The sequence below is a fragment of the Microbacterium oleivorans genome (genome assembly GCF_013389665.1).
Lineage (GTDB): Bacteria > Actinomycetota > Actinomycetes > Actinomycetales > Microbacteriaceae > Microbacterium > Microbacterium oleivorans_C.
This window is the reverse complement of record NZ_CP058316.1, coordinates 1,718,482-1,737,421: the sequence shown is the minus strand read 5'-3', so window position 1 is coordinate 1,737,421 and position 18,940 is coordinate 1,718,482. Positions and strand designations below refer to the sequence as shown.

General features: G+C 71.4%; 16 protein-coding genes. 7 read left to right on the top strand and 9 right to left on the bottom strand.

Annotation, left to right across the window (positions count from 1 at the left end):
• The 3 genes from HW566_RS08260 to HW566_RS08250 form a co-directional block, all read right to left on the bottom strand.
• Positions 1–1,110 (bottom strand): ABC transporter substrate-binding protein, encoded by a 1,110-nt coding sequence (locus HW566_RS08260; protein ID WP_178011974.1) that lies wholly within the window; start codon positions 1,108–1,110, stop codon positions 1–3.
• Positions 1,111–1,261: 151 nt separating this feature from the next.
• The gene (locus tag HW566_RS08255) at positions 1,262–4,015 is read right to left on the bottom strand and encodes a molybdopterin-dependent oxidoreductase (protein ID WP_178011972.1); all 2,754 of its coding nucleotides are present in this window, start codon (positions 4,013–4,015) and stop codon (positions 1,262–1,264) included.
• Positions 4,012–4,842, bottom strand: a complete 831-nt coding sequence (locus tag HW566_RS08250; protein WP_178011971.1) for an FAD binding domain-containing protein — start codon at positions 4,840–4,842, stop codon at positions 4,012–4,014. The genes HW566_RS08255 and HW566_RS08250 overlap by 4 nt, the downstream gene beginning before the upstream one ends.
• Positions 4,843–5,039: 197 nt before the next feature.
• Between HW566_RS08250 and HW566_RS08245 the strand changes: the two genes are divergently transcribed.
• Together HW566_RS08245 and HW566_RS08240 are read left to right on the top strand one after the other, a co-directional pair.
• On the top strand, positions 5,040–6,101 hold the full coding sequence (locus HW566_RS08245; protein ID WP_178011969.1) for an XdhC family protein: 1,062 nt from the start codon (positions 5,040–5,042) through the stop codon (positions 6,099–6,101).
• 62 nt (positions 6,102–6,163) lie between these two features.
• Complete coding sequence (locus HW566_RS08240) at positions 6,164–6,691, top strand: nucleotidyltransferase family protein (protein ID WP_178011967.1); 528 nt, start codon at positions 6,164–6,166, stop codon at positions 6,689–6,691.
• Here HW566_RS08240 and HW566_RS08235 read toward each other — a convergent pair.
• The 3 genes from HW566_RS08235 to purS form a co-directional block, all read right to left on the bottom strand.
• The gene (locus HW566_RS08235) at positions 6,672–7,601 is read right to left on the bottom strand and encodes a 2-hydroxyacid dehydrogenase (protein ID WP_178011965.1); all 930 of its coding nucleotides are present in this window, start codon (positions 7,599–7,601) and stop codon (positions 6,672–6,674) included. The two genes, HW566_RS08240 and HW566_RS08235, sit on opposite strands and share 20 nt — an antisense overlap.
• Positions 7,602–8,369: 768 nt before the next feature.
• Complete coding sequence (gene purQ / locus HW566_RS08230) at positions 8,370–9,077, bottom strand: phosphoribosylformylglycinamidine synthase subunit PurQ (RefSeq protein ID WP_178011963.1); 708 nt, start codon at positions 9,075–9,077, stop codon at positions 8,370–8,372.
• Entirely contained in the window at positions 9,074–9,319 is a 246-nt protein-coding gene (gene purS, locus HW566_RS08225) for a phosphoribosylformylglycinamidine synthase subunit PurS (RefSeq protein WP_178011961.1), read from the bottom strand. The genes purQ and purS overlap by 4 nt, the downstream gene beginning before the upstream one ends.
• Positions 9,320–9,550: 231 nt before the next feature.
• Between purS and HW566_RS08220 the strand changes: the two genes are divergently transcribed.
• The 5 genes from HW566_RS08220 to HW566_RS08200 all read left to right on the top strand — a co-directional run bounded on the left by HW566_RS08220 (position 9,551) and on the right by HW566_RS08200 (position 15,386).
• Entirely contained in the window at positions 9,551–10,813 is a 1,263-nt protein-coding gene (locus HW566_RS08220; RefSeq protein ID WP_178011959.1) for an ABC transporter substrate-binding protein, read from the top strand.
• Positions 10,814–10,889: 76 nt separating this feature from the next.
• The gene (locus HW566_RS08215; RefSeq protein ID WP_178011955.1) at positions 10,890–11,936 is read left to right on the top strand and encodes a carbohydrate ABC transporter permease; all 1,047 of its coding nucleotides are present in this window, start codon (positions 10,890–10,892) and stop codon (positions 11,934–11,936) included.
• The gene (locus tag HW566_RS08210) at positions 11,933–12,850 is read left to right on the top strand and encodes a carbohydrate ABC transporter permease (RefSeq protein WP_178011953.1); all 918 of its coding nucleotides are present in this window, start codon (positions 11,933–11,935) and stop codon (positions 12,848–12,850) included. The genes HW566_RS08215 and HW566_RS08210 overlap by 4 nt, the downstream gene beginning before the upstream one ends.
• On the top strand, positions 12,847–14,364 hold the full coding sequence (locus HW566_RS08205) for a GH1 family beta-glucosidase (RefSeq protein WP_372955770.1): 1,518 nt from the start codon (positions 12,847–12,849) through the stop codon (positions 14,362–14,364). The genes HW566_RS08210 and HW566_RS08205 overlap by 4 nt, the downstream gene beginning before the upstream one ends.
• Before the next feature lie 8 nt (positions 14,365–14,372).
• The gene (locus tag HW566_RS08200) at positions 14,373–15,386 is read left to right on the top strand and encodes a LacI family DNA-binding transcriptional regulator (RefSeq protein ID WP_178011951.1); all 1,014 of its coding nucleotides are present in this window, start codon (positions 14,373–14,375) and stop codon (positions 15,384–15,386) included.
• A gap of 153 nt (positions 15,387–15,539) precedes the next feature.
• Here HW566_RS08200 and HW566_RS08195 read toward each other — a convergent pair whose 3' ends face one another.
• From HW566_RS08195 to HW566_RS08185, 3 genes are all read right to left on the bottom strand, one after another.
• A complete protein-coding gene (locus tag HW566_RS08195; protein ID WP_178011949.1) occupies positions 15,540–16,421 on the bottom strand; it encodes a VOC family protein in 882 nt (293 codons plus the stop codon).
• Between the two features lie 145 nt (positions 16,422–16,566).
• Positions 16,567–17,907: a uracil-xanthine permease family protein gene (locus HW566_RS08190; protein ID WP_178011947.1), complete on the bottom strand. Its 1,341-nt coding sequence runs from the start codon at positions 17,905–17,907 to the stop codon at positions 16,567–16,569.
• A 116-nt stretch (positions 17,908–18,023) separates the two neighbouring features.
• Positions 18,024–18,929 (bottom strand): phosphoribosylaminoimidazolesuccinocarboxamide synthase, encoded by a 906-nt coding sequence (locus tag HW566_RS08185; protein WP_372955798.1) that lies wholly within the window; start codon positions 18,927–18,929, stop codon positions 18,024–18,026.
• Positions 18,930–18,940 lie beyond the last annotated feature (11 nt).

Genomic DNA, 18,940 nt, shown 5'->3' with positions numbered 1-18,940 from the left:
TCACGGGAGGTAGTTCAGCAGCTCCGGGTTCTCGTCGTAGATCTCGTCGATGATGGTGGTGTCGAACAGGTCGTCGACCGAGACCTCCCAGCCGGCGGCGGCGAGCGAGTCGACCGTCTGCTGCTTCAGGTCGTCCGAGATGGTGAACAGGCCGTTCGCCTCGGTCTCCTCGGTCGAGATGAGCAGGTTCTGCGCGGCGATGCCGGCCGTCGTCTTCTCGGGGTCGAGGGCGCCGAACACGGCCTCGAGGCCGTCCTCCGACTCCTCGGCGGCCTGGTTGTAGTACTTCTGCACCAGGCTGACGGTGTCGTCGACGGGCTGCTGGAACACCTGGGTCCAGCCCTTGATCTCGGCGATGAGGAACTCCTTGAGGAGCTCCTCGTTCTCGGCGAGGTACTGGTCGGTGACGGTGAAGGTCTCGGCGACGTAGGGCACGCCGTTCTCGGCGTACGAGAGGTTGGTGATCTCGTAGCCGGCGAGCTCGACGGTCAGCGCCTCGTTGGTGAGGTAGGCCATGAAGCCGTCGACCTGGCCGTCCATGAGCGGGGTCGGGTCGAAGTCGACGGGCACGACGGTGACCTGGCTGGGGTCGATGTCGTTGGCGTTGAGCAGGGCCGCGAACACCGAGGCGTTGGAGTCCTGGACGCCGATCGTCTTGCCGATGAGGTCCTGCGGCGACGTGATGTTGCCGCCGTCCGCGAGCGAGAGGATCGTGAAGGGGTTCTTCTGGAAGGTCGCGCCGATGATCTTCAGCGGGGCCTCCTCCTCGGCGACCGCGGCGCCCACCGAGGCGGCGTCCGAGAGCGCGACCTGCACGGTGCCCGACAGCAGCTTCGCGACACCGGTGTCGGGTCCGGAGATTCCGATGACCTCGTCGAAGCCGGCTTCGTCGTAGTAGCCGTTCTCGTAGGCGTAGAACTCGCCGGCGAACTCCTCGTTCTTGATCCACGAGTACTGCACGCTGATCTCGCCGAACGAGGCGGAGTCGTCGGAGCCCGAGGCGCCGGGTTCGGCGGCGTTCGTCGAGCAGGCCGAGAGGGCGAGGGCGGCGACGGCGGCGGTGGCCAGCGTCGCGGCGAGGCGGTGTTTCCGGATGCGCGGAACGGGCATCGGTTCTCCTTCGGGTGTGCGGGTGCAGGAACGCAGCGCGGGTGCACGGATGCCGCTGCGGGGAGGTGCTGGCTTGAAGCTATTGCTTGAATATTTCGGTCAGCGTCGCGCTCGTGTTTCGATGCTGTGACGGCTTCCGATGCGTCGCTGCTCAGCGGGGGTCGCGCTGAGCCAGCCGCCAGACCCGATCCCGGCTGAAGGGCTGCTCGTGGGGCCGGTGCCCGAGGGCGCGGGCGATCGCGTTGCCGATCGCGGGCGCGACGGGGTTGTAGGGCGACTCGCTCATCGACTTCGCCCCGAACGGTCCGAGCGAGTCGTCGGTCTCGGCGAAGTAGACCTCGGTGTCGGGGATGTCGGCGGACTGCGGCACGCGGTACGTACGGAACACCGGGTTGATCACCCGGCCGCCGTCGTCGATCATCACCTCCTCGTACAGAGCGCTGCCGATGCCCTGCGCGACGCCGCCCTCGACCTGGCCGCGGCACTGCGCGGGGTTGAGGACGACGCCGGCGTCCGCCGACTGGACGGACTGGAGGATGCGCACCGAGCCGGTCTCGGGGTCGACGGCGACGCGGACCGCATGCACGTTGAAGGCCAGCGACCGCTGCTCGCCCAGCTCGCTGCCGTCAGCGGTCAGTCCGTCGTCGTCGCGATGGGCCGGATCGGCGGCCGCGATCAGCTCGGCCGCGCCGACGAGTCCCGCCGGCGTGCGGACCGAGCCGTCGGGCTGGAGCACGGCACCGGCGGCATCGGTTCCCGTCAGGGCGGCCGCGGCGTGCCGCATCCGGTCGGCGAGCGTGAGGCAGGCGGCGTGCAGGGCCTTCCCGGCGACGGTGATGCCGGCCGACGCGAACGCGCCCGTGTCGTGGCGGACGGCGTCGGTGTCGGCGCTGCGCACCTCGAGGCGCTCGCTGCCGAGCACCGACGATGCGATCTGACGGTGGACCGTGCTCGTGCCGTTGCCGAACTCGACGGTGCCGGTGCGCAGCAGGTACGAGCCGTCGGCCCGGAGGGTCGCGGTGGTGTGGGCGATGTGACCGAAGGGCGCCATCGTCGCGATCATCGCCGCGGCCATCCCCTCGCCCACCAGCCAGCCGTCCGGGGCTGAGACCCCGTTGCCCTTCCGCAGCGCCGACTCGGCGAGATCGAGGCACTGGTCGAACCCGTAGCTGCCCCAGACCAGATCGTGCTCGTGCGTGGGGTCGGCCGGGCCGACGGCGTTGCGGCGGCGGAGCTCGAAAGGGTCGATGTCGAGCTTCTCGGCGAGCATGTCCATCGCCGATTCGACGCCCAGGATCACCTGCCCGAGACCGTAGCCGCGGAACGCGCCCGAGGGGACGTTGTTCGTGTAGACGACCTCGGCGTCCAGCCGCACCGCATCGCAGCGGTAGATCGCGGTCGACTCGGCCAGAGAGTGGAACATCACCCCGCGCGAGTGGTTGCCGTATGCGCCCGTGTCGCTGAGCAGGTCGATCGTCATGGCCGTCAGTCGGCCGTCCGGGGCGGCGCCGAGCGTCACCCCGACCCGCATCGGATGCCGCAGCGACGCGCGCTGGAACTGCTCGGTGCGCGAGAACTCGTAGGCCACCGGACGACCGGTGCGCAGGACCGCGAGGGCGACGAGATCCTCGGTGAAGATCTCCTGCTTGCCGCCGAACCCGCCGCCCACGCGCCCGGTGAGCACGCGCACGCGGTCGGGGCTGAGGTCGAACAGGCGGGCGATCTCGTCGCGTGCGAGGAAGGGCACCTGCGTCGACGAGCGGATGACGAGACGGCCGTCGTCGTCGAGCCATCCCACCGAGCCGTGCGTCTCGAGCTGCGCGTGCGAGACGCGCTGGGTCGACCACGTCCCGCTGACGACGACGGCGCTCTCGGCCAGGGCCGCGGCGGTGTCGCCGGTCTCGCGATGCACGCTCGCGATCACGTTGCGGCCGGCCTCGTCGACACGATCGGCCGGGGTGCGCTCGGGGTGCAGCAGCGGCGCTCCGGGCCGGCGCGCCTCCTCGGGGTCGAACACGGCCGGGAGGACCTCGTAACGCACCCGGATCGCGCGCCGAGCGGCGTCGGCGGCCTCCGCGGTCTCGGCGACGACGGCCGCCACGCGCTGCCCGACGTGTCGGACGACGTCGTCGAGCATCAGGGTGTCGTCGGGGTCGTCCTCGCGGTGCTCGTGCCGGCCCGTGGAGTACCGGATGCGGGGGACGTCGGCGTGCGTGAAGATCGCGACGACCCCGGGCACGGCACGCGCGGCATCCGTGTCGACGGCGATGACGCGCGCATGCGCGTGCGGGGAGCCGACCACGCGGAGGACGAGCGGTGCGCCGGCGGGGGTCCCGTCGATGTCGAACGTGTAGGGCTCGCGGCCCTGCACGACGCGGCGAGCGGGCTCCGGCGAGACCGAGCGCCCGACCCCGGCCGGCCCGGCGGGTACGGCCCGGCGTCCGTGCGGCGGCTTGCCGGTCTCGCGCACCGGGCCGAGCACCGCCGCGCGCACCGCCTCGCGGATGGGCCGGTAGCCGGTGCAGCGGCAGAGGTTGCCCTTGAGCTTGCGGTCGAGGTCGTCGAGGTCGTCGCCGCACAGCGAGGCCGCGGTGACGCTCAGGCCGGGCGAGCAGAAGCCGCACTGGAAGCCGAAGTGATCGATCAGCGCTTCCTGCACCGGGTGGAGGTCGTCGCCGGGGGCCAGGCCGGCCGCGGTCGTGACGTGGCGGCCCTCGAGGCGCGCCGCGGGGATGAGGCACGAGTGCACCGGCTCGCCGTCGAGCAGCACCGAGCAGGCGCCGCAGTCGCCGGCGTCGCAGCCCTTCTTCACCTCGGTGCGGCCCGTCTCGCGCAACAGCGTGCGCAGGCACTGACCGGCTCGCGGCTCGGCCTCGACGGCCGCGCCGTCGACCTCGAACCTCACGACGCGATCCGCAGTCCGTCGAGGGCCCGACGTGCCAGCACCGCGCTCACGGCCCGCCGCCAGTCGGCCGCCCCGAGGGGGTCGGTGTAGTAGCCCGGGGCCCCCTCGACGGCGGCGGTGAGGGCGTCTGCCGAGGGCAGAGCCGCGAAGCGCAGGACCACGGGACGGCGGACGGCGGCGGTCACGGTGAAGGTCGACGAGTCGTCGCGGTCGAGGCGTCCGGTCACGACGGCGCCGGAGCGTCCGAGCTCGGCGAGGGCGATCTTGTGGAGGACGGCGCGCGAGCGCAACGCAGACGTGGGGATCTCGATCGCGCGCAGCACGTCACCGCGACCGAGGCTGGTCGCGCCGTCGTCGACGACGAGCTCGGCCACCGGCATCCGCAGCTCGTCGCCCCCGGCGGGCCAGATCACCGCGACGGCGTCGAGCGCCACCGCGAAGCTGACCATCGCTGCCGCGGCGAAGGCCCGGCAGAGGTTGCCCCCCACGGTCGCGGTGTTCCAGATCTTGAAGCTCGCCAGGAGCGCATCGGCCGCGGCGGGGACGAGGTCGATGGCCGTCCAGTCGGCGGGCGGCTGCACCTCGAGACGCCCTTCGGCGAAGGCGACGAGCCGCGCGATCGTGCAGGTCGCCGCGATGCGCAGCCCGTCCTCGAGGATCTCGATCGCCGGCCAGTCGAGGGCGGTGAGGTCGACGAAACCGGTGGTGTCCGGCTGGGGCTCCGACATCAGCCAGGTGCCGCCGGCGAGGAACCGCTCGCCGGGCGCGAGGAGCAGGTCGTCGCGGGTGCGGGCGAGACGGAAACCGGTCACGGTGGTGATGTCCACGGCGGCTCCTCTCGTCTCGCGCCGGGTCCCCGGCGTCGGATGGTCGAGTGAACCAGCCTCGCGTTTCGGCCGTGTTTCACGCCCCCGCAACAGGCCGGCAACACGGGTCACCTAGCCTACGATGAGTCAGCGCCACGGCTGCGGCAGCCCGGAGAATCCGCAGAGCCCGGCGACGACCCGGGTCGGGAGGAGATCGGATGCGGGAGATCCTCGCCGTCGCGTGCGACGAGCTCGCCGCGGGGCGCACCGTCGCGGTCGCGACGGTGATCGCGACCTCCGGCAGCTCGCCGCGCGAACTCGGCGCGTCGATGCTCGTCGCGGCCGACGGGCGCGCCTTCGGGAACGTCTCGGCCGGCTGCGTCGACGGTGCGGTTTACGAGCGGTGCGTCGAGGCGCTCGCGGGCGCCGGCGCGAGCGTCGACCGCTTCGGCATCGCCGACGACGCGGCGTTCGCCGCGGGTCTGTCGTGCGGGGGCAGCATCGAGGTCCTCGTCCGTGCGATCGCCCCCGGGTCGGCCGACGCGACGGCCCTTCACCTCCTCGCCGCGCGCGAGCGGGATGCCGTGCCCACGCTCGTACGCCTGCGCATCGCCGCACCCGGTGCCGGCAGCGTCACCCTGCTCGACGCCGCGACGCCGCAGCCCGCACCGCCCGGGACCGTCGACCTCGTCTTCGGTGCGCCTCCGAGGCTCGTCGTCGTCGGCGCGGTCGAGGTCGCCGTCGCCCTGACCGCTCTCGGCGCGGCCGCGGGCTTCCGGGTGATCGTCGTCGATCCGCGCGAGGTCTTCGCACGCCCCGAGCGCTTCCCGGGCGCCGAGGTCGTCGTCGATCAGCCCGGCCGGTACCTCGCCGCGGCCGACCTCGACGACCGGGCCGCCGTCTGCGTGCTCACCCACGACCCGAAGTTCGACGTGCCCGCCCTCGCCGCGGCGCTCTCGTCGCCCGCCCGATACGTCGGGGCCATGGGAAGCCGCGCCACCTGCGCCGACCGCATCCGACGCCTCGCCGACGCCGGCGTGTCGCCGGCTGCGCTCGCCCGGCTGCGATCGCCGATCGGGCTCGACCTGGGGGGCACGAGCGCGGCGGAGGTGGCGCTGTCGGTCCTCGCCGAGATCGTCGCCGCCAGGCACGGCGGCACCGGCGGAGCGCTGCGCGAGCGATCGGGGTCGATCCATCGCGACGAGGGGCGCCCGGAGGTCGCGGGCGCGGCCGACCTCGATGCCGCGTGCACGGTCGGCCGCCTGCTCGCCGCCCCGTGACGACCGGCGCGCCCCCACCCGTGGGGATCGTGCTCGCTGCCGGCGCCGGCAGTCGGTACGGGATGCCGAAGGCACTCGCGACCGGAGCCGACGGGGTGCCCTGGATCGACCGCGTCGTGGCCTCGCTGGCCGCCGCGGGCTGCGCGCCGATCCTCGTCATGCTCGGCGCCGCGCCCGACGCGCCGGTGCCAGCCCTGGCTCGGCCGCGGACGGTCGCCGACTGGAACGGGGGGCTCTCGTCGACGCTCCGGGCCGCTCTTCTGGCCGCGGGCGAGACGTCGGCCGAGGTGGCCGTGCTGGTGCCGGTCGATGTTCCCGACATTCCGCCGACGGTCCTCGCACGCGTGCTCCGCGCATCGGGCGGCGGCTCCGACGCCCTGGCCCGGGCGGTGTACGGCCGGCGCCCCGGTCACCCCGCGGTGCTCGGCCGCGCGCACTGGACGGCGGCCGCGGCGGCGGCATCCGGCGATCAGGGGGCGGGTCCCTACCTCGCGCGCTCCGGCGCGCTGCAGGTGGAGTGCGCCGACCTGTGGCACGGGCGCGACGTCGACCGTCCCGAGCCGACGGGGGTCACGGCTCGACGATGTTGAGCGGCTCCTCGCCGCGTGCCAGACGCTCGATCTGTGTGCGCACGAGCGACGCGATGCGCGGGCGCATGGCGTCGGCGGCGCCGCCCACGTGCGGCACGACGAGCGCGCCCGGGGCATTCCAGAGCGGATGGTCCTCGGGAAGCGGCTCCGGGTCGACGACGTCGAGCGCGGCGCGGAGGCGCTCGGTGGCGAGCTCGGCCACGAGCGCGTCGGTGTCGATCACGGTCCCGCGTCCGACGTTGACCACGAGTGCGCCGTCGGGGAGGAGCGCCAGCTCGTCGGCGCCGATGAGGCCACGCGTCGGCTCGCCGCCGGGAAGGGTGATCATGAGGACGTCGGTGCGCGGCAGCAGCTCGGGCAGCTCGTCGATGCCGTGGATGTGCACGCCGTCCTCGTCGCGAGCGCGCGATGCCACCGGCACGATGGTCGTCTCGAACGGAAGGAGCCGCGCGGCCACCGCCTTGCCGACGCCGCCGTAGCCGAGCACGAGCACCGTGCGGTCGGCGACGCTGCGGCTGAACTGCGGAGCCCAACGGGCATGCTCCTGGTTGCGGACGTAGTCGGCCAGATCGCGCTGGGCCGCGATGGTCAGCCCGACCGCGATCTCGGCCGTCGCGGTCTCGTGCACGCTCGAGGCGTTCGCGAGACGGGCCCCCTCGGGAAGGTACGCGCCCATGCCCTCGTAGCCGATCGACTGGCTCTGCAGCACGTCTACGCGCACGCCCTCGAGCGCCGCGAGCAGCCTCTTGCCCGACATGTAGGGCGGGACCACGAGGTCGAACGCGTCGCGCGGTGCGGGCGAGCGCAGGTCCCACACCACGAGCTCGACCCCCTCCGGCAGCGCGCCGACGTCAGCGGCCAGCTCTTCGGTGGGCACGCTGACGACGATGGCACGGGGGGTTTCGCTCATGCCCCCACGCTATCGAGCGCCGGGCCGGCGTGGGCCGCCGATCCCGCGCCACCGTTCGGGGCGGATGCCGCATCCTGGGGTGCGATGCTCACGCCCCGGCGGGCCTGTCGGGCCGTTTGGGGTGGGTGTCGCACCCTGGGGTGCCGCGCTCACGCCCCGGGGTGCTTAGGGCGCCCCGAACCCGCTCCGCCACGTCCGCCGCACAGTTCGGGGCGGGTGCCGCACCCGGATCGCCACGTCCGCTGCACCGTTCGGGGCGGGTGCCGCACCCTGGGGTGCCGCGCTCACGTCTCGGCGGGCGCTTCGGGGCGTTTGGGGTGGGTGTCGCACCCTGGGGTGTGATGCTCACGCCCCAGAGTGCCTAGGGCACCCCGAACCCGCTCCGCCACGTGCGCCGCATCGTTCGGGGCGGATGCCGCATCCTGGGGTGCCGCGCTCACGCCCCAGGGTGCTTAGGGCGCCCCGAACCCGCTCCGCCACGTCCGCTGTAGCGTTCGGGGCGCCCCGAACCCGCTCCGCCACGTCCCCTGCACCGTTCGGGGCGGGTGCGGCATCCTGGGGTGCCGTGCTCACGTCTCGGCGGGCGCTTCGGGCCGTGTGGGGCGGGTGCCGCACCCTGGGGTGTGATGCTCACGCCCCGTGGTGCGCCGGGCGCCCCAAACCGCGCGAACCGCGCGAACCGCGCGAACCGCGCGAACCGCCCCGAACCGCCCCGAACCGCGCGAACCGCCCCGAACCGCGCGAACCACGCTCCGCGGCGCGAAGCGCTCAGACGGCGGCGGCGACCACGGCCGCGACGGCCGAGGTGAAGAAGGTCAGGCCATCGGTGCCCGAGCGCATGGCTGCGGGCGTCTGCGGGCCGAACCCGAGCTCGACCGCGTGCTCGGGGTGGGGCATGAGCCCCACGACATTGCCGCGCTCGTTGGCGAGTCCGGCGATGTCGTCGAGCGATCCGTTCGGGTTCACGCCGCGATAGCGGAAGGTCACGAGACCCTCGCCCTCGATGCGCTGCAGCGTCTCGGCCGAGCAGGTGAAGCCGCCGTCGGCGTTCTTCAGCGGGATGACGATCTCTTGACCGGCCTCGAAGCCGCTCGTCCAGGCGGTGTCGGCGTTCTCGACCACGAGTCGCTGGTCGCGGCGGATGAATTGCTGGTGCGCGTTGCGGATCAGCCCGCCCGGCAGCAGGTGCGCCTCGACGAGCATCTGGAACCCGTTGCAGATGCCCAGGATCGGCATGCCCTTCGCGGCGGCATCCTTGACCTCCGACATGATCGGCGCGAGTGCCGCGATGGCTCCGGCACGCAGGTAGTCGCCGTAGCTGAAGCCGCCCGGCAGCACGAGCGCGTCGACGCCGTCGAGATCGTGCGAGCCGTGCCACAGCGCGACGGGCTCGGCGCCGGCAAGCCGCACGGCGCGCTGCGCGTCGCGGTCGTCGAGCGAGCCCGGGAAGGTGATGACGCCGATGCGGGCGGTCACTCGACCACCTCGATGTTCACGACGTCCTCGATCACCGAGTTCGAGAGGATCTCGTCGGCGATGCGGCGTGCCGTCTCGAGGGTCGCGTCGTCGGCGTGGTCGACCGTGAGCTCGAAGCGCTTGCCGATGCGCACGTCGGAGAAGCCGGAGACCCCGAGTCGGGAGAGGGCGCCCGAGACGGCCTTGCCCTGCGGATCCAGCAGCTCGGCCTTGGGCATGACGTCGACGACGATGGTGGGCATTGCTCGCTCCGGAGGTCGCGGGATGGGTGCGCGACCAGTCTACGGGTGGGATGCCGCGCCGCCGCGCGCCGACGACCGGACGCCGTGACCGGATCGTGACCGTCGCGTTCCGAACTCTCCATTGCGACTGTGGGAGCGCTCCCGTATGGTCATCGTCAATCGGTGAGAGCGCTCCCAAGGTCGGGATCGCCACCGCGCACCAGATACCCGCAAATCACGAAGGAGTGACACGTGAATTCACGCGCACTGCGGCGGATCGGCCTCGTGGCCGGCGTCGCGACAACGTCCGCACTCGTCCTCGCCGGCTGTTCCGGCGGCGGTGGCGACGCAGCATCCGGTGGTGACGAGAACACGCTGACCCTCGCCACGTTCAACGACTTCGGCTACACCGACGAACTCCTCGCCGAGTTCACGGAGGAGACCGGCATCACGGTCATCCACAACAAAGCCGCCACCTCGAACGACGCCCGCACCAACTTCTTCCAGAAGCTCGGCAAGACCGGCCTCGCCGACGTCGAGGGCGTCGAGGTCGACTGGTTCCCCGAGATGATGCAGTACTCCGACCTCGTGGCTCCGGTGCCCGAAGACCTGAAGGGTCGTTGGCTGGACTGGAAGGAGCAGGCGGCCACCGACGCCGACGGCAACCTCGTCGCCTACGGCACCGACGTGGGACCGCAGGCCATCTGCTACCGCTCCGACCTGTTCGCGGCCGCGGGCCTGCCCACCGACCGCGCCGAGGTCGCCGAGCTCTTCCCCACGTGGGACGCGTTCTTCCAGGTCGGCAGCGACTACGTCGCCAAGACCGGCCAGCCGTTCATCGACTCGGCCAACTCGGTGCTCCAGGGCGTCGTGAACCAGCTCGAAGTCGCCTACGAGGAGCCCGACGGCACCGTCGTGGCGACCGAGAACCCCGACATCCGTGCCGCCTACGACACCGTCATCGACAAGGCCGTTCCGATCGCCGCCTACCCCGGCCAGTGGTCGGACGACTGGTACGCCTCGATGGCCAGCGGTGAGTTCGCCGCGATGCTGTGCCCGCCGTGGATGCACGGCATCATCGAGGGCGAAGCGCCCGACATCGCCGGGTGGGACGTCGCCAATGCGTTCCCCGAGGGCGGCGGCAACTGGGGCGGCTCGTACCTGGTGGTCCCCGGCAACGGCGCCAACGTCGAGAACGCGCAGAAGCTCGCCGACTGGCTGACCTCGCCCGAGACGCAGATCAAGGCGTTCAACAACGCGGGCACCTTCCCCAGCCAGCCCGAGGCCCAGAGCAGCGCCGACCTGACCGGCTTCGTGAGCCCGTACTTCAACGATGCCCCCACGGGTCAGATCGGCATCGACCGCGCCAACGCCATCACGGTCACGACGTTCAAGGGTCCGAAGTACTTCCAGTACCACGACGCCCTGGGCAACGCGATCACCCGCGTCTTCGACGGCATCGAAGACAAGGAGACCTCCTGGAACACCTGGGTGAACGAGGTCGGAAGCTTCTGACCCGCACCCGCCGGAGCGCGTCGCACCGCGGCGCGCTCCGGCACCTCCCCCCTCTCGACGCCCGCGAAGGACGACCGTGACCACCACACAGCAGCGCCCGACGACGCGCGCACCCCGACCCGACGACGCCACCCGTCCCCCGCGAGTGATCTCCTTCTCGCAGAAGCTCAGCAAGTGGGACCTGCGGTTCTCGCCGTACCTCTACATCTCGCCGTTCTTCATCATGTTCGCGATCGTCGGGCTCTTCCCGATCGCGTACACCGCGGTCATCTCGTTCATGGACTGGGACCTCATCCGCGGCGAGGGCGAGTTCATCGGGTTCGACCAGTACATCTGGATCCTGTCGCAGCCCCACTTCTGGACGGCGCTGCGCAACACCTTCAGCATCTTCCTGCTCTCGAGCGTTCCCCAGCTGGTGCTCGCGATCTTCATCGCCGCCGTGCTCGACCGCAACATCCGCGCCAAGACGTTCTGGCGCATGGCTGTGCTCGTGCCCTACGTCGTGGCGCCGATCGCCGTCGGCCTCATCTTCAACGCGATGTTCGCCGACCAGTCGGGCTTCATCAACGGCATCCTGCAGTCGATCGGCATCGGCGCCATCCCGTGGCACGTCGAGCCCTTCTGGAGCCACGTCGCGATCGCGACCATGGTCAACTACCGCTGGATGGGCTACAACACCCTGATCCTGCTCGCTGCCATGCAGGCGGTGAACCGCGACTTCTACGAGGCGGCGACCGTCGACGGTGCCGGTCCGGTACGGCAGTTCTTCTCCATCACGCTGCCGTCGCTCAAGCCGACCCTCATCTTCGTCATCATCACCGCCACCATCGGCGGACTGCAGATCTTCGACGAGCCCCGCGTGTTCGACCAGGCGGGGCGGGGCGGCTCGGCGCAGCAGTGGCTGACCATCACGCTCTACCTCTACGACGTGGGCTGGGGTCAGTGGAACTTCGGCCGCGCCGCGGCGATGGCCTGGATCCTCTTCATCATCATCCTGCTCATCGGTCTGCTGAACCTCCTCATCACCCGCACGCTGGTGCGCGACGAGGGACTGCGACGAGAACTCAGCAAACGGCAGCAGAAACAGCAGGCGCAGCGCGCGCTGAAGGAGGCGCAGTCATGAGCACCATCGGTACCCCCACGCCCGTCGCCACCGTCGCCGAGGGCATCCCCACCGCGCGCGAGCAGCGTCGCAGCGCCCGCACGCGCCGCATCCGGGGGGCACGCCCCGGCTTCTGGACCTACGGCATCCTGGGCGCGGTCTTCCTCTCGGCGATCTTCCCGCTGTACTGGTCGTTCGTCATCGGGTCGGGAGACTCGACGACCCTCCGCGGCGCCTTCCCGTGGATCCCGGGCGGGAACTTCTTCGCGAACGCGGCGTCGGTGATCACCAACCCCGCCGTGAACTTCTGGCCGGCACTGTGGAACTCCATCTACAGCTCCTTCCTCATCGCCGCCGCCGTCGTCATCACCTCGACCCTCGCCGGCTGGGCGTTCGCGAAGCTCCGCTTCCACGGCGGTCCCGGGCTGCTCGTCTTCGTCGTGGCGACGATGGCTGTGCCGCAGCAACTGGGCGTCGTGCCGCTGTACATCCTGTTCTCCGAGCTCGGCTGGACCGGCCAGATCGGCGCCATCATCATCCCCGCCCTCACGAGCGCGTTCGGGGTCTTCTGGATGACGCAGTATCTGCGCCAGGCCGTGCCGGACGAGCTCATCGAGGCCGCCCGCGTCGACGGCGCATCGATGATCCGCACGTTCTGGACCGTCGGGATGACGGCGGCCAGGCCCGCGGCGGCCATGCTGTTCCTGTTCACCTTCGTCGGGGCCTGGAACAACTTCTTCTGGCCGTTCATCGTGCTCGACCGGCAGAACCCGACGCTGCCGGTGGCACTGTCGCTGCTGCAGTCGAACTACTTCGTCGACTACTCGGTCGTGCTCGCCGGCGTCATCCTCGCCACGATCCCGCTGCTGCTGCTGTTCATCTTCGCGGGCAAGCAGCTGGTCAGTGGCATCATGGCGGGGGCGGTGAAGGGATGACCCTGCACCTGGACCGCACTTCGCAGGAGACCATGAACACGTCGCGCAGCTTCCCGACCGGCTTTCTCTTCGGAGCGGCCACGGCCGCCTACCAGATCGAGGGAGCCGCCTTCGACGACGGGCGCACCGCATCGATCTGGGACGCGTTCGCCCGTGTGCCGGGAGCCGTCATCAACGCCGACAACGGCGACGTGGCGTGCGACCACTACCACCGCTACCGCGACGACGTGGCCCTCATGAAGGACCTCGGACTCGACACCTACCGGTTCTCGACGTCCTGGTCGCGGGTGCGCCCCGACGGCGGACCGCTGAACCCCCGGGGCGTCGACTTCTACGAGCGCCTCGTCGACGAGCTGCTCGCCGCGGGAATCATCCCGTGGTTGACGCTCTACCACTGGGACCTTCCGCAGGCGCTCGAGGAGCGCGGCGGGTGGACGGTGCGAGACACCGCCGACCGTTTCACCGAGTACGCCCTCGACATGCACGACGCGCTCGGAGACCGGGTGCATCACTGGACGACGCTCAACGAGCCCTGGTGCTCGTCGTTCCTCAGCTACACCGCGGGGATCCATGCGCCGGGCCGGTTCGACATCGGCGACGGGATGCTGGCCGCCCACCACCTGCTCCTCGGCCACGGGCAGGCCGTGCGCGAGCTGCGACAGCGAGACGACTCGCTCTCGCTCGGGATCACGCTGAACCTCACGGTGGCCGAGCCCGCCGATCCCGCGGCGCCCGCCGACGTCGATGCGGCACGACGCATCGACGGGCAGTTCAACCGCTGGTTCCTCGACCCGATCTTCCGCGCCTCCTACCCGAGCGACATCGTCGGCGATCTCGAGAAGGTGGATGCCGCGGCCGTGGCGCGCTGGCGTGACGCGGTGCGTCCGGGCGACGAGGCCGTCATCGCGCAGCCGCTCGACGCGCTCGGGGTGAACTACTACCACGGCGAGTTCGTGGGCGGAGAGCCCGATCCGAACCCGCCGACCCCGGGCGATGCCCCGACCGACCGCGTGACCGGCAGCCCGTGGCCGGCCGGCCACGACATCCACTGGCACGAGCGCGGACTGCCTCGCACGTCGATGCACTGGGAGGTGCAGCCGGCCGGGCTCACACAGCTGCTCGAGCGGGTGTGGACCGAGTACGCGCAGCCGGTGGGGACGGTGCTGTACGTCACCGAGAACGGCGCCGCGTACGACGACGAGGTGGTGGAGGTCGACGGTGAGAAGACGGTGCCCGACGCCGAGCGCACCGCGTTCCTGCGCGGGCACCTCGGCGCGGTGCTGGACGCCCGCGACGCCGGTGTCGACGTGCGCGGGTACTTCTACTGGTCACTGCTCGACAACTTCGAGTGGGCCTGGGGTTACGAGAAGCGGTTCGGCATCGTGCGCGTCGACTACGCCACTCAGGAGCGGACTCTCAAGGACAGCGCGAAGGAGTATCGTCGGGTCATCGCAGATCGTGCGATCGACGTGCCCGCCGCCGGGGACGCCGCCCGGACCGTCGTCCCGAGGTAGCTCTGACTGTGATCTCCGATCAGACCCGGGCGGCCGCGACCATCGAGGAGGTCGCGGCCGTCGCCGGTGTATCGCGCTCGACGGTGTCGCGCGTCGTCAACGGCTCGACCGCCGTAAGCCCGGCCGCCGCCGAGTCTGTGCGCCGTGCGATCGCCGAGCTGAACTACGTGCCCAACCGCGCGGCTCGCTCGCTCGCGAGCCGGTCGACCCTGGCGATCGCGCTCGTGGTCCCCGAAGACACCAGTCGCCTGTTCGGAGACCCGTTCTTCGCCTCGATCGTCTCGGGCATCAACGCGCGCATCAGCCGCAGCGACTACGTGCTGAACCTGATCATGGCCAGTGCCGACCCGGGCGACAAGACCGCGCAGTACGTCCGCAGCGGCGCCGTGGACGGGGCGATCGTCGTCTCGCACCACACCAGCGACACCTTCATCGATCGCATCGCCGCCGCCGTCCCCGTCGTCTACGGCGGCCGGCCGGTGCGGTCGCGTGGCGGCGACTACTACGTCGACGTCGACAATGTCGCGGGGGCCCGTGATGCGACCGCGTTCCTCGTGGGTCGCGGCCGCACGCGCATCGCGGCGATCACCGGACCTCCCTCGATGCCCGCTGGGGTCGACCGCGCCCAGGGTTACCGGCTGGCGGTGGCGGATGCCGGGCTGACGCCGGCGCCGGTCGCGGAGGGCGATTTCACCGTCGAGTCCGGGGCCGACGCCATGCGCGAGATCCTCGCGACCGGCGAGCCGTTCGACGGCCTGTTCGTCGCGAGCGACCTGATGGCACGCGGGGCGATGCAGGTGCTCGCCGCCGCGGGTGTCGGCATCCCCGACGAGGTCTCCGTGGTCGGCTTCGACGATTCGCCCATCGCGCTGACGACCGAGCCGCAGCTGACGACGATGCGCCAGCCCTCGTTCACTCAGGGGGAGCGGATGGCCGACGTGCTGATCGCCCGGCTCGCCGGGAACGAACCGCCCGAGGTGACGATCCTCGACACGGAGCTCATCGTCCGCGGCTCGGCCTGACCCGCGCCTGCGGCTCACCGCCGAGCGGACGGCTTCGCGCCGAGCGGACGGCTTCGCGCCGAGCGGACGGCTTCGCGCCGAGCGGACGGCATCCGCACGCAGGGAACGCGTCCGTCCGGCGGCATCCCGTGCACTCGGGAACGGGTGGTCCCGTCAGACGACGGCGGCGTGGAGGGTGTTGTGCCACGGGTCGTCGAACGAGACCGTGCGGCCGTCGTCGCGCACCGCGACGCCGTGGTGACGGAGCCGTTCGGCGAGGGCGCCGAGGTCGTCGGATGCCGGGAGCGCGAGGTCGACCCGTCCGAGGCCGAGCGCGGGCATGCGGGGCCCGGCGCCGCGCGAGTTCCAGACGTTCATCGCCATGTGGTGGTGGTAACCGCCCGCGCTGACGAAGAGTGCCTGGTCGCCGAGGGCCGCGGTGGTGTCGAAACCGAGCGCGTCGATGTAGAAGGCACGAGCCGTCGCCACGTCGCCGACCGAGAGGTGCACGTGCCCCACCCGGGCCGGATCGGATGCCGCGGGGCCGGAGCCGGCCGAGCCGCCCAGGACCGCGGCGTCGAGGTGCTCGCGAAGGAACGCGTTCGGGTCGAGGTACAGGGTGGCCATCTCGACCTGCCCGTGCGTCCACGACCAGGTGCTGCGGTCGCGGTCCCAGTAGAGCTCGATGCCGTTGCCCTCGGGGTCGGTGAAATAGAACGCCTGGCTGACGAGGTGGTCGGCGCTGCCGGTGAAGGTCGTGGGGGCGTGCCGCGCCACGCTGTACAGGGCAGCGGCGAGGGCCGCCTGCGTCTCGAAGAGGATCGCCGTGTGGAACAGGCCCGCCGAGCCGGGGCTCGCGTGTCGCAGCCCGGGCTCGTGGCGCAGGATCACCACCGGGCGGCCGGCCCGGCCGAGGGTCACGGTGTCGCCCTCGGCGGCGATCACCTGCAGGGTGACCACATCGCGGTAGTAGCGCGTCATGCCGTCGAGGTCGCCCACCAGCAGGGTGACGGCGCCCATGGTCGTGGCATCCGCCAGCTTCTCATTCACGTGCATCCACAACCCCGCCCCGGGCCTGCCCATTCCCGAGCGCGCCGCTGCCCGAGTGCACGGCGCAACGCCGAGTGCACGGCATCCTCGCGTCTGAGAGTCGTACATTCGACGGGATGCCGTGCACTCGGGCACCGCGAGCGCGACGGGCCTACCGGGGGTCGCCGCCGAGCTGGCCCACCGCGGGGAGCGGGCCGCCGTCGTCGGCGCCGGTCTTGCGCAGGCGCGCGACGGCGTTGCCGGCGTGGTAGATCACCAGGGCTGCGACGGTACCGAGGACGATGGCTCCGAACTGGAGCGAGCCGAGGTCCATCGCGAAGCCGGCGATCGCGATCACGAACGACACGGCGACGGTGTACTGGTTGACCGGGCGTGAGAAGTCCACGCGGTTGTCGACCCAGATCTTGATGCCGATGACACCGATCAGGCCGTAGAGGGCGGTCGTGACGCCACCGAGCACGCCCGCCGGGATGGTGTTGAACACGGCCCCGACCTTGGGCGAGAACGCGAGCAGGATCGCGACGATGCCGGCGACCCAGTACGCCGCCGTCGAGTAGACGCGGGTCGCGGCCATGACGCCGATGTTCTCGCCGTAGGTCGTGGTGCCCGAGCCGCCGAACCCACCCGCGAGCGTCGTCGCGAGACCGTCGGCGATGAGTGCCCGGCCGGTGTGCTTGTTGATCGAGGGGTCCTCGGTCATGGTCGCGACGCCGCGCACGTGGCCGACGTTCTCGGCGATCAGCACGAGCACGACGGGCAGGAACATCGGGACGATCGACCAGGCCGCGGCGTCCCCGATCGCCACGAGGTGGAAGTCGGGCAGGCCGAACCACGCCGCGTCCGCGACCGCCTCGAACTGCACCTGGCCGGTGACGGCGGCCACGAGGTAGCCGACGATCACGCCGAGGAAGATCGAGATCCGGCCGAGGAACCCGCGGAACAGGACGCTGAACAGGATGACGGCGCACAGCGTCACCGTGGCGATCTCGGGCTGCTGCTGGAAGTTGCCCCACGCCGCGGGGGCGAGGTTGAAGCCGATCAGGGCGACGATCGCGCCGGCGACGACCGGCGGCATGAGCTTCTCGATCCAGCCGGTGCCGAAGGCCTGCACGATGAAGCCGACACCCGCCAGCAGCAGGCCCGCCACGACGACGCCGAGCAGCGCCTGGGTGATCTGCTCGGGGGTCTCGAGCCGGTTGCCGCCGTTGAGGGCGGTGATCGGCGCGATGAACGCGAACGAGGAACCGAGGTAGCTGGGCAGCTTGTTGCGGGTGACGAGCAGGAACACGAGGGTGCCGAGACCCGAGAAGAGCAGGGTCGTCGACACGGGGAAGCCGGTGATGATCGGCACCAGGAACGTCGCGCCGAACATGGCGACGACGTGCTGCGCGCCGATCGCGATGGTGCCGGGCCAGTTGAGGCGCTCGCCGGGCTTGACGACGGCGCCGCGCGCGACGGTGCGACCGTCGCCGTGGAGGGACCAGATGGGCATGGGACTCCTCGGAGAAGTGGGAGGTTCGGGGTGGGGCGAGAGAGTGGCCCCACCTTATCTGTGAACTCCCTGGATGCCGCGTCGGCGCTCCGGTGCACGCCCTGGGGCGTCGCGGCTCAGCCCGCGAGCGTGTCGAGCAGCTCGCGGTACTTCGCCGCGGTGCGCTCGACGATGTCGTCGGGGAGCGCCGGGGGAGTGCCGGTCTTGTCCCACGCGGCCGCGAGCCAATCGCGGACGATCTGCTTGTCGTAGCTCGCCATACGCTCGGCCGGTGTCGAACCCGTGCGCCAGGCCTCGGCATCCCAGTAGCGCGACGAGTCGCTCGTGAGCACCTCGTCGGCGAGGGTCAGCACGCCGTCGGCGTCGAGGCCGAACTCGAACTTCGTGTCGGCGAGGATGAGCCCCTTCTTCTCGGCGAGGGCGGCGGCCCGGGTGTAGATCTCGAGCGACGCGTCGCGCAGCGCCGCCGCGGTGTCGGCGCCGACGAGCTCGACGGTGCGATCGAACGAGATGTTCTCGTCGTGCTCGCCGAGCGGTGCCTTGTAGGCGGGGGTGAAGATCGGCTCGGGCAGGCGGTCGCCGTTCTGCAGACCGATCGGCAGCGGGATACCGCACACGGTGCCGCTCTCCTGGTACTCGGCCCAGCCCGTTCCCGTGAGGTAGCCGCGCACGACGCACTCGATCGGCTGCATGTCGAGCTCGCGAACGATCATCGCCCGGGCGGCGACCGCGGCCGGAGGTTCGAGGCCGAGGATGTGGTTGGGGATCGGGTGTCCGCCGTCGCGCCCGGCGAGCTGTGCGAACCACCACAGGCTCAGCCGGGTCAGCAGTTCGCCCTTGCCCGGGATGCCGGGCTCGAGCACGTGGTCGAACGCGCTGACGCGATCGCTCGCGACCACCAGCATCCTGTCCTTGGCGCCGTCGGCGGGGCGGTACAGGTCGCGGACCTTGCCGGAGTAGACGTGCTTCCAGCCGGGCAGATCGAGGGCGCTCACCCGGCCATTATCCCGGAGCGCCGCGATGCGCGGGGTGC